This window comes from Actinophytocola sp., assembly GCF_036555685.1.
Classification (GTDB): Bacteria; Actinomycetota; Actinomycetes; order Mycobacteriales; family Pseudonocardiaceae; genus Actinophytocola.
Map to the genome: position 1 here is coordinate 38780 of NZ_DATBKY010000025.1, position 10289 is coordinate 49068.

Below are 10289 nucleotides of genomic sequence, written 5' to 3' on the forward strand. Positions count from 1 at the left end.
GATGGGTCATGAGGCTGAAAGAGCGGATAGTCGGCCTGGTGACGCGCTGGTATCTGGCGCGTGCGCAGCGCAAGGGCTTCGACTTGTCGAAAATGGCGCTGCTACCGGATGCGGCCCTGATGCCGCTCAAGCGCGACGGCCTCGACCCGGTCCCCGACCTGGCCGAAGTCCGTAGCGCGGCACCGGTCAGCAAGATCAACATACCATTCGGCGTCAACGTGTGGCTGGTGACCGGCTACGAGGAGGCGAAGACCGTCCTCGGCAACGCGAAGGGTTACTCCAACGACTTCGCGAACCTGGTCGGCACGCACGGCGCGTCGGAGAGCCACAGTCCCGGCGGCCTCGGCTTCGCGGACCCGCCGGAGCACACGAGGCTGCGCAAGCTGCTGACGCCGGAGTTCACGATGCGCCGCCTGGCGCGCCTGACCCCGGGCATCAAGGCGATCATCGAGCAGCGCCTGGACGCGATGGCCGCCGTCGACGGTCCGGTGGACCTGGTCGAGGAGTTCGCGCTGCCGATCCCGTCGCTGGTGATCTGCGAGCTGCTCGGAGTGCCGTACGAGGATCGCGGCGACTTCCAGCGCCTGTCGATGGCGAGGTTCGATCTCTTCGGTGGCGCGACCGCGTCCCTGGGCGCGATCTCCGAGTCGCTGCAGTACTTGAAGGGCATCGTCGAGAAGCAACGCAAGGATCCCGGCGACGGCCTCCTGGGCATGCTCATCAAGGAACACGGCGACGACATCGACGATCTCGAGCTGGCCGGCCTGGCCGACGGTGTCCTGACGGGCGGCTTCGAAACGACGGCCAGCATGCTCGCGCTGGGCGCGCTGGTTCTGTTACAGGACCGGGACTCGTTCAAACTCATCCACGACGACGATGCCGCGGTGCACAACTTCGTCGAGGAGCTGCTGCGGTACCTGACCGTGGTGCAGGTCGCGTTCCCGAGGTTCGCCCGCGAGGACATGACGGTGGGCGGCGTGGAGATCACCAAGGGCGACGTGGTCGTGGTCTCCCTGTCCGGCGCCGACCGCGACCCGGTCCTGGGCCCAGACCTGGAGCGAGTCGACCCCACCCGCGAGCCGACTTCCCACCTGGCCTTCGGCTACGGCGTCCACCGCTGCATCGGTGCGGAGCTGGCAAGGATGGAGCTGCGGGCCGCGTACCCGGCTCTGGTCCGCCGCTTCCCGAACCTGCGCCTGGCCGACGAGGACCTCAACTTCCGCAAGGTCTCAATCGTCTACGGAGTAGAACGCCTCCCGGTGCTCGTGGATTAGAAGCACAACAGAAAGGTGAGACGAGCCGCCAAGAGTGGCCCTCCACCACGAAACCGAAACCACAACGAAAGCCAGGCGGGGCCACACCGCACCCCCGGGCCGCGGCGGACGAGTCACTCACTCACGGCGGCGTTGGCATACAAGGCCTGTAAAGCCGCCCCGAGGTTCGCGGTCACGACCGCGGAGATCCCCTCCGGAATCACCCCGGAATCGGGCGGCACCAAGGCCTTCGTGAACCCCAACCGGGCCGCCTCGGCCAACCGGGCCTTGACCCCGGCGACCCGCCGAACCTCTCCCGCGAGCCCGACCTCCCCCAACACCACGAGATCGGGCGGCAGCGGGATGTCCCGAGCCGCCGAGGCGACCGCCAACACCAGCGCGAGGTCCGCGGCGGGCTCGTGGATCCGCATGCCACCCACGGTCGCCGTGAACACGTCCTGCTCCGCGAGCCGGATGCCGCCCCGCCGCTCCAGCACGGCCAACGCCATCGCCACCCGGGCCGAGTCGAGCCCGCTCACCGCACGCCGCGGCGTGCCCAGCGACGACTTCGACACCAGCGCCTGCACCTCGCCCAGCAGCGGCCGCTTCCCTTCCACCGCAACGGTGACCGCCGTACCGGCAACACCCGTCTCGCGCCGGTTCAGGAACAAACCGGACGGGTCCGGCACGCCGAGGATGCCGTCGTCGACGAGCTCGAAGCAGCCGACCTCGTCGGCCGGGCCGAAGCGGTTCTTCACCCCGCGCACCAGCCGCAGCGTCGAGTGCCGGTCACCCTCGAAGTGCAGCACCACGTCGACCAGGTGCTCGAGCACCCGCGGGCCGGCGATCGCGCCGTCCTTCGTGACGTGCCCCACGAGCACCACCGGCAGGCCGCGCTCCTTCGCGAGCGCCACCAGCGCGGCCGTGACCGCCCGGACCTGCGTGACGCCGCCCGGCGTGCCGTCGACCTCCGCCGACCCGAGCGTCTGCACCGAGTCGACGACCAGTAAACCCGGCTTCACCGTGTCCACGTGTCCGATCACGGCCGAGATGTCGCTCTCCGCGGCGAGGAACATCGACCCGTGCACGTTGCCCGTCCGCTCGGCCCGCAACCGCACCTGGCCGGCCGACTCCTCGCCGGTGACGTACAAGGACGGCCCCGCGGCACCGTCCCGCGCCGCCCACCGGAACGCCACCTCGAGCAGCAGCGTGGACTTGCCCACCCCGGGCTCGCCCGCGAGCAGCACGACGGCGCCGGGCACCAGGCCGCCGCCAAGCACCCGGTCGAGCTCCGGCACACCCGTGCGCCGCGCCCGCGCCGCCTCGACGTCGACCTCCGCGATCGGGCGCGCGGGAGCGGACGGCGCGCCGGCGACGATCTTGGCTAACGCCGCGCGCGGGACGCCGATCTCCTCGAGCGTGCCCCAGGCCTGGCATTCCTGACACCGGCCGTACCACTTGGCGGACTCGTGCCCGCACTCGGCACAGCGGTACCCCGGCCCCTTCGATCGCGTGTTCTTCGCCACGGGACCAACCTACGGGCGCCCACCGACAAAACGCGGGCGCCGCACCACGGGGCTACTCCTCGCCGCCGCCGGAGTCCTGCCGCGCGTGCTCCGGCGTGTCGATCGGCACGTTCACCGTGACCTGGCCGGCCTTCTCGAACACGAAGGTCACCGGAATGTTCTTGCCCATCGCCAGGTCCGCGGTGAGGCCACGGAGCACGATGCTGATCGCCCCGACGGCGTCCGGCGCGGTCGCGCTGGCGGTCGGCTTCGGCGACGTCTCGGACGTGGGAGACGGCGACGGAGATGGGGACGGCGACGGAGATGGGGACGGCGACGGGGATGGGGACGGGGAAGGCGACGGGGACTCGGTCGGCTCGGCCGGGGTCGTCTCGGAGGACTCCGCCGGCACGACGACCTGGAGCGCCGAGCGGGCGGGCACCGTGGCCTCGCCGACGATGTCGACGTTCGCGGCCGCCGGGCTGCTCACCGACGTCAGCTTGTCGTCCGAGCCGCCGTTGTTGACGATCCCGAGCACCAGCGGCGCGTCATCGCCCGCGTCGTAGCTGCCCGACTCGGGGTAGGCGATCACCACGTCGCGCAGGGCGACCTCGCCGACGTTCGCCATGCTCCCGTTGACGGCCGGCTCCATCTGGTCCGTCTGGGTGACCTGGCCGGAGCTGCACGCGGTCACACCGAGAGCGATGAGGCCGACAGCAACCGCCGGCAGGATCGTGCGCAGCGGTCCGGTCGATCGACGGCTCACCATTGCGGTCCTTCCTCGGGCAGGCCAACTCACGCCGAAGAGTACTGGGGCGGACCGGCGCCTTCTTCGAGTGGTCTGCCTGACGGCGCAACCGACTTCTCGGCCTGGCGTCCACAATGGAGGAGCGATGCCCTCGATCGAATTCCTCTTCGGACCTGACCAGCACGACCCCGCGCGGTTTGTCAAGCCCCGACCGACCGGTCACGTGGCCACTGACCTGCGATTACGGATCGTGGGGCCGTTACACGCCCACCTCCGCACGTGTTAAGATGGGAACAGCGAAAGGGGCAGAGGACACATGGTTTTCAAGGTCGGAGAGACCGTCGTCTACCCGCACCACGGTGCCGCACTCATCGAAGCAATCGAGACCCGCGTGATCAAGGGCGAGGAGAAGAAGTACCTCGTCCTGAAGGTCGCGCAGGGTGACCTCACCGTACGAGTCCCCGCAGACAACGCCGAGATCGTCGGTGTCCGGGACGTCGTCGGCCAGGAGGGTCTCAACCGGGTCTTCGATGTTCTGCGTGCTCCTCACACCGAGGAGCCGACCAACTGGTCCCGGCGGTACAAGGCCAACCTCGAGAAGCTCGCCTCCGGCGATGTGAACAAGGTTGCGGAAGTGGTGCGCGATCTCTGGCGGCGCGAGAAGGATCGCGGATTGTCCGCCGGCGAGAAGCGCATGCTCGCGAAGGCTAGGCAGATCCTCGTCAGCGAGTTGGCGCTGGCAGAGGGCACGGACGAGGGCAAGGCCGAGGTCATCCTCGACGAGGTCCTCGCCACGGCGTCGGTCTAGCCGACACTGAGCGACAACCGAATCCAAGCGGCTGCCGTCGCTCTCGTCCCGGCCGCGGGACGAGGCGAACGTCTCGGCAGTCGCGGCCCCAAGGCACTCGTGCCGGTGCATGGGGTTCCACTCGTCGTACACGCCGTACGCGGCCTGCTCAACGCGGGCTGCGTGCGGCGCGTCGTCGTTGCCGCCCCATTGTCCCATGTGGACACCATGGCCTCGGTGCTGGCCGGGGCGGGGGCGGCCGCTCTAGTCGTGCCCGGTGGCGCCGACCGTACCGAGTCGGTACGGCTCGCACTCGCAGCGGCGCTCGGCGAGTCGCCGGACATCTCGATCGTGCTCGTCCACGACGCGGCACGGGCGTTCACTCCCCCGGAGCTGATAAGCGCCGTGACCGACGCCGTGGCCGCCGGCGCACCCGCCGTGGTGCCGGTGCTGCCCGTTGCAGACACGGTGAAGCGCGTGGACGAGAAAGAGATCGTCACCGAGACCGTCGATCGGGCGGACCTGCGGGCGGTGCAGACCCCGCAGGGCTTCGCGCTCGACGTGCTGCGCCGCGCGTACGCGGCGGCGGACAGCCACACCGACGACGCCGGGCTCGTCGAACGCATCGGCGTACCCGTGTCGACCGTGCCCGGGCACCCGGCGGCGATGAAGATCACCACGCCGTTCGACCTCGCCGTGGCGGAGGCGGTGTTCGCCCGGTGAGAGTCGGCATCGGCACCGACGTGCACCCGCGCGAGGCCGGCCGCGAGTGCTGGATCGCCGGGCTGCGCTGGGATGGCGTCGACGGCTGCGCCGGGCACTCCGACGGCGACGTGGCCGCGCACGCGTTGTGCGACGCGCTGCTGTCCGCGGCCGGGCTGGGCGATCTCGGCGCGGTGTTCGGCACCGGCGACCCGCGCTGGTCGGGCGCGCACGGCAGCGAGCTGCTCGCCGAGGTCCGTGCCCGGTTCGAGGCGGCCGGCTACCGGCTCGGCAACGCCGCCGTCCAGGTGATCGGCAACGCGCCCAAGATCAGCAAGCGACGCGCGGAGGCGGAGCGGGTTCTCTCCGAGGCGGCCGGCGGTCCGGTCGCCGTGTCCGGCACGACGACCGACGGGCTCGGCCTGACCGGCCGCGGCGAGGGCGTCGCGGCGGTCGCGACCGCGTGCCTGATCCCCCGCGACTAGTCTTTCCCCACCCGAACCAGGAGAGAAACCGTGAGTCTGCACCTGTTCGACACCGCGAGCCGGAGCGTGCGGGAGTTCCATCCCGTGCGGAACGGGACGGCGTCGATCTACGTGTGTGGGCCCACGCCACAAGGCCCACCGCACATCGGCCACGTCCGCGGTGCGCTGAACTACGACGTGCTGCGCCGCTGGCTCACGCATCAGGGCCTCGCCGTCACGCTCGTGCGCAACGTCACCGACATCGACGACAAGATCCTGGCCAAGGCCGGGCAGCACGACACGCCGTGGTGGGCGTGGTCGGCGCGCTTCGAGCGCGAGTTCGACGACGCGTACACGACGCTCGGCATGCTGCCCGCGTCGATCGCGCCGCGCGCCACCGGTCACGTCACGCAGATGATCGACCTGATGCGGACGCTCATCGATCGCGGGCACGCGTACGCCGCGGCCGGTGACGTCTACTTCGACGTGCGGTCGTACCCGGAGTACGGCGCGCTGTCCGGGCAGCGGCTCGACGAGGTCCAGCAGGGCGAGTCGGCCGCCGAGGGCAAGCGCGACCCGCGGGACTTCACGCTGTGGAAGGGCGCGCGCCCGGGCGAGCCGGCGTGGCCGACGCCGTGGGGCCCGGGCCGGCCGGGCTGGCACCTGGAGTGCTCGGCGATGGCGCTGACGTACCTGGGTAGCGAGTTCGACGTCCACGGCGGCGGGCTCGACCTGGTGTTCCCGCACCACGAGAACGAGCTCGCCCAGTCCCGCGCGGCCGGGCACGGGTTCACCCGGTTCTGGATGCACAACGGCATCGTCGGCATGGCCGGCGAGAAGATGTCGAAGTCGCTCGGCAACGTCGTGTCGATCCCCGAGATGGTGCGCAAGGTGCGGCCGCAGGAGCTGAGGTACTACCTGGTGGCGCCGCACTACCGATCGGAGATCCAGTACTCGCCCGACGCGCTCGCCGAGTCGGTGCGCGCGTACCAGCGGATCGAGTCGTTCGTGCAGCGGGTCGCGGGCCGGACCGGATCGGTCGAGCCGGGCGAGGTCGGGCCGGAGTTCACCGCCGCGCTCGACGACGACCTCGGCACGCCGGCGGCGCTCGCGACCGTGCACACGACCGTGCGGGCGGGCTTCACCGCGCTGGACTCCGGCGACGAGGCGGCCGCCCGGTCGGCGGCGTCGGCCGTGCGCGCGCAGATGAGCGTGCTGGGGCTGGACCCGGTCACGTGGTCCGGCTCGTCGTCCACAGTGGACAATTCGATGTCGGCCGCGCTCGACGTGCTGGTGGGCGAGCTGCTCGAGCAGCGCCAGCAGGCACGCGCGACACGCGACTTCGCCGCCGCGGACACCATCCGGGATCGCTTGCTGGCGGCGGGGATCACCGTCGAGGACACGCCCGACGGACCACAGTGGACATTTAAGGACAGCTGACGTGGCGGGGAACTCGAAGCGCCGGGGCGCGATCCGCAAGACCGGCACGAAGAAGGGCGCGGTCGTCGGGTCCGGCGGCCAGCGCCGCAAGGGCCTGGAAGGCAAGGGGCCGACCCCGAAGGCGTCGAAGCGGCCGGGCCACCCCGCGCAGCGCCGGGCGAACGCGCAGACGAAGGCCGCGCAGCGCCGGTCGAAGGACAAGCCGGCGGCCGAGCTGGTGGCCGGCCGCAACCCGGTCGTGGAGTGCCTGCGCGCGGACGTGCCGGCGACGGCGCTCTACGTGCAGCTCGGCGTCGACGCGGACGAGCGCGTCACCGAAGCGGTGCGGCTCGCGGCGGACCGCGGGATCTCCGTGCTCGAGGTGTCGAAGCCGGAGCTGGACCGGCTGACCGGCGGTGCGCTGCACCAGGGCCTGTCGCTGCAGATGCCGCCGTTCGAGTACGCGCACCCGGACGAGCTCGTCGAGGTGGCCGCCGAGTCGGACGAGCCCCCGCTGATCGTGGCGCTGGACGGGGTGACCGACCCGCGGAACCTGGGCGCGGTGATCCGCTCGGCGGCGGCGTTCGGCGCGAACGGCGTGCTGCTGCCGGCACGGCGGAGCGCCGGCGTGACCGCGGTGGCGTGGCGGACCTCGGCCGGCACGGCGGCGAAGCTGCCGGTGGCGGTGGCGACGAACCTCACGCGGACGCTGCGGTCGTACGCGGAGGCCGGGATGATGATCGTCGGCCTGGACGCGGACGGCACGATCACCGTGGACGAGCTGAAGCTGGCGACGTCTCCGCTGGTCGTGGTGGTCGGCTCGGAGGGGCGGGGGCTGTCCCGGCTCGTGCGCGAGGCGTGCGACGAGACGGTGTCGATCCCGATGGCGGCCGGGGTCGAGTCGCTGAACGCGTCGGTGGCCGCCGGCGTCGTACTGGCGGAGGTCGCGAGGCGGCGCCGGACCGCCGGCCGCACGTAGGCGCGGCCGATGTCGTTCGCCAGCCCGCTGTTCCTGTGGATCTTCACGCCCATCGTGCTGGGGCTGGTCCTGTTGTGCCCGCGGAGCTGGCGCAACGGCATCATCGCGCTCACGAGCCTGGTCTTCTACACGGTCGGCGCCGGCCCGACCGTGCTGCTGCTGCTCGTCGCGATGCTCGTGAACTTCCTCGCGGGACAGTTCCTGGAGCCGGACGAGTGGGCCCTCGCGCGGCGGCGCAAGCGCGGCATCCTGATCGGCGTCATCTGCTTCGACGTGGCGGCGCTCGTCGTCTGGAAGTACGCGGGGTTCCTGACCGAGCAGCTGGACGGCTTCGCCCGGCTCTTCGGCGGCGATTTCCCGGTGGTGCACCTGCTGCTTCCGATCGGCATCTCCTTCTACACGTTCCACAACATCTCCTACGTCGTGGACGTCTATCGAGGTGAGCGCCCGGCGCTTCGCCAGCCGGTGGCGTACGCGACGTACATCTCGATGTTCCCGCAGCTGATCGCCGGCCCGATCGTGCGGTACCGGGAGATCGCGGACCAGCTGCCACAGGAGCGGACGCACCGCCTGGACGACATCGCGGCGGGCTTCCCGCGGTTCGCGCTCGGGCTGTGCAAGAAGGTCATCATCGCGGACTCGCTCAGCCCGCTGGTCGACGCGTGCTTCGCGACCCCGAACGACGAGATGACGTTCACGATGGCGTGGCTGGGCGCGCTGACGTACACACTGCAGCTGTACTTCGACTTCTCGGGCTACTCGGACATGGCGATCGGCCTGGGCCGCATGCTGGGCTTCCGGCTGCCGGAGAACTTCGCCCGCCCGTACTCGTCGGTGACGATCACGGAGTTCTGGCGGCGCTGGCACATGTCGCTGTCGCGCTGGTTCCGCGACTACGTGTACATCCCACTGGGCGGCAACCGCCACGGCACGGCCAGGACGTATCGGAACCTGTGGATCGTCTTCGCCCTGACGGGCTTCTGGCACGGCGCGGACTGGACTTTCCTGGTGTGGGGCCTGTATCACGGGGCCCTGCTGATCATCGAGCGCGGCTTCGCCATCGAGGGCCGGCCGTCGTCCCCCGTCGGCGCCGTCGCTCGCCGGATCCTGACGTTCGTGCTGGTGGTGTTCGGCTGGGTCTTCTTCCGCTCGTCGGACATGGCCCAGGCCCTGACGATGATCGGCCACATGCTGCTGCCCTCGTTCGACGGCCTGACGGACGTGGTCGCGGAGGCGTTCACGAACCAACGGCTGGCAATCCTGCTGTGCGCCTTCGCGGTCGTCTTCCTCCCGGCCCATCCGGTCACGGGCCCCTTGCTGGAGTCGTCCCGCTCCCGAACGGCGGCGGTCCTCCGTGTAGGCGTGATGACGGTGGGCCTGTTCTACGCGGCGGTGCTCACCGCGGCCGGCACATTCAGCCCGTTCCTGTACTACCAGTTCTGATTGCCGGGCTGTCTCGTCCGCGGAGCCGCGACCCGATCATGCCGCTGACCTGCGTGAACACTGCTCGACGTTCTCGTCGACTCTCGCCGCTCCCCAACCTCTGACGGCCTGGAGACGGCCTGATCTTGGTCCGGCTAGGCCATGAATCCGGCGAGCGACAGGAGCACGGTGCCAGCGCCGACGAGTCCCAGGCCGAACAGCTGCAAACGGATGGAGCCCAGGACCATGAACTTGGCTTTGGCGTCGATCTCGGCCGCCATCTGAGCCGCGTTCGAAGACGTCTTGTCGATCTCCTCGCGCAACGCCATTACCTCGCGAGCCTGGTGGCTCCTGTCGTCAGCGGCCTCACGCTCAATGTTCTCGACCCGCCGGATCAGTAGCTCGACCTTGCGGTCCAGGTCGGCATCCGAGGGAATCGCAGGACCGGTGACCGTCATGCGTCCGGAGGCTGACGCCGCAGCAGCCACGGCCGCGCCCACTCCCACAACAACGCCCGGTGACCTGCCGAAGATCCGACGAACGCGGAACCGGGCGCGGGCCAGCCAAGAAGCGATCCGCGGATACAGCGGACCGTCACCATGCTCCTGCCAGGTGCCCTGGTAAGCGACGACGGCACAGGCAATGCCGACCAGAGACAAGACCGTCCCTGCCGCCGTGAGCAACGTCTGAACCATGCTCGCTACGTCGCCACACAGGCCATCGACGTTCCGCTCCACACTCCTCCGGCTCCCTCGTACAGGCCGTCACGTAGCCCTGGGTCGCCGGTGTCAAGGATGGCGAAGCCATCGCGCAGCGACGCGTACGCGTCCTTGATGCCGGTGATCCAGGGTTAGACGATCGCGGCCGAGGGAGCTGCCCACCTGGTTGAGGGAGCTGCCCACCTGGTTGAGGTCATCCGTGCCGCCGGTGGCGGCGCTCCCGCCGCGGGCCGTGAGCTGCGCCGCGCAGGCCGGGCGGCGTGAGCGGAGCGGAAGCCCCGCCCGTGCCGC

Annotated in this window: 10 protein-coding genes; 7 read left to right on the forward strand and 3 right to left on the reverse strand. The window is 70.5% G+C overall.

Annotation, left to right across the window (positions count from 1 at the left end; translation table 11 throughout):
* The first annotated feature begins 8 nt into the window (after positions 1 to 8).
* Positions 9 to 1274 (forward strand): cytochrome P450, encoded by a 1266-nt coding sequence (locus VH969_RS02775; protein WP_331969802.1) that lies wholly within the window; start codon positions 9 to 11, stop codon positions 1272 to 1274.
* A 113-nt stretch (positions 1275 to 1387) separates the two neighbouring features.
* On the opposite strand, the gene radA is transcribed toward VH969_RS02775, so the two are convergent.
* Positions 1388 to 2779 (reverse strand): DNA repair protein RadA, encoded by a 1392-nt coding sequence (gene radA / locus VH969_RS02780; protein ID WP_331969805.1) that lies wholly within the window; start codon positions 2777 to 2779, stop codon positions 1388 to 1390.
* 52 nt (positions 2780 to 2831) lie between these two features.
* On the reverse strand, positions 2832 to 3527 hold the full coding sequence (locus tag VH969_RS02785) for a copper chaperone PCu(A)C domain-containing protein (RefSeq protein WP_331969808.1): 696 nt from the start codon (positions 3525 to 3527) through the stop codon (positions 2832 to 2834).
* A 295-nt stretch (positions 3528 to 3822) separates the two neighbouring features.
* On the opposite strand from VH969_RS02785, the gene VH969_RS02790 reads away from it, so the two are divergent.
* Genes VH969_RS02790 through VH969_RS02815 form a run of 6 tightly spaced genes read left to right on the forward strand, consistent with a single transcriptional unit; the run spans position 3823 to position 9300 of the window.
* On the forward strand, positions 3823 to 4314 hold the full coding sequence (locus VH969_RS02790) for a CarD family transcriptional regulator (RefSeq protein ID WP_075129788.1): 492 nt from the start codon (positions 3823 to 3825) through the stop codon (positions 4312 to 4314).
* A gap of 21 nt (positions 4315 to 4335) precedes the next feature.
* On the forward strand, positions 4336 to 5016 hold the full coding sequence (gene ispD, locus VH969_RS02795) for a 2-C-methyl-D-erythritol 4-phosphate cytidylyltransferase (RefSeq protein ID WP_331969840.1): 681 nt from the start codon (positions 4336 to 4338) through the stop codon (positions 5014 to 5016).
* A complete protein-coding gene (gene ispF / locus VH969_RS02800) occupies positions 5013 to 5480 on the forward strand; it encodes a 2-C-methyl-D-erythritol 2,4-cyclodiphosphate synthase (RefSeq protein ID WP_331969816.1) in 468 nt (155 codons plus the stop codon). The genes ispD and ispF overlap by 4 nt, the downstream gene beginning before the upstream one ends.
* A gap of 30 nt (positions 5481 to 5510) precedes the next feature.
* A complete protein-coding gene (cysS, locus tag VH969_RS02805) occupies positions 5511 to 6899 on the forward strand; it encodes a cysteine--tRNA ligase (RefSeq protein ID WP_331969819.1) in 1389 nt (462 codons plus the stop codon).
* A gap of 1 nt (position 6900) precedes the next feature.
* On the forward strand, positions 6901 to 7857 hold the full coding sequence (gene rlmB, locus VH969_RS02810; RefSeq protein ID WP_331969822.1) for a 23S rRNA (guanosine(2251)-2'-O)-methyltransferase RlmB: 957 nt from the start codon (positions 6901 to 6903) through the stop codon (positions 7855 to 7857).
* A gap of 9 nt (positions 7858 to 7866) precedes the next feature.
* Entirely contained in the window at positions 7867 to 9300 is a 1434-nt protein-coding gene (locus VH969_RS02815; protein WP_331969825.1) for an MBOAT family O-acyltransferase, read from the forward strand.
* A gap of 134 nt (positions 9301 to 9434) precedes the next feature.
* Here the strand turns inward: VH969_RS02815 and VH969_RS02820 are convergent, their stop codons facing one another.
* Positions 9435 to 10016: a hypothetical protein gene (locus VH969_RS02820; RefSeq protein ID WP_331969828.1), complete on the reverse strand. Its 582-nt coding sequence runs from the start codon at positions 10014 to 10016 to the stop codon at positions 9435 to 9437.
* Positions 10017 to 10289 lie beyond the last annotated feature (273 nt).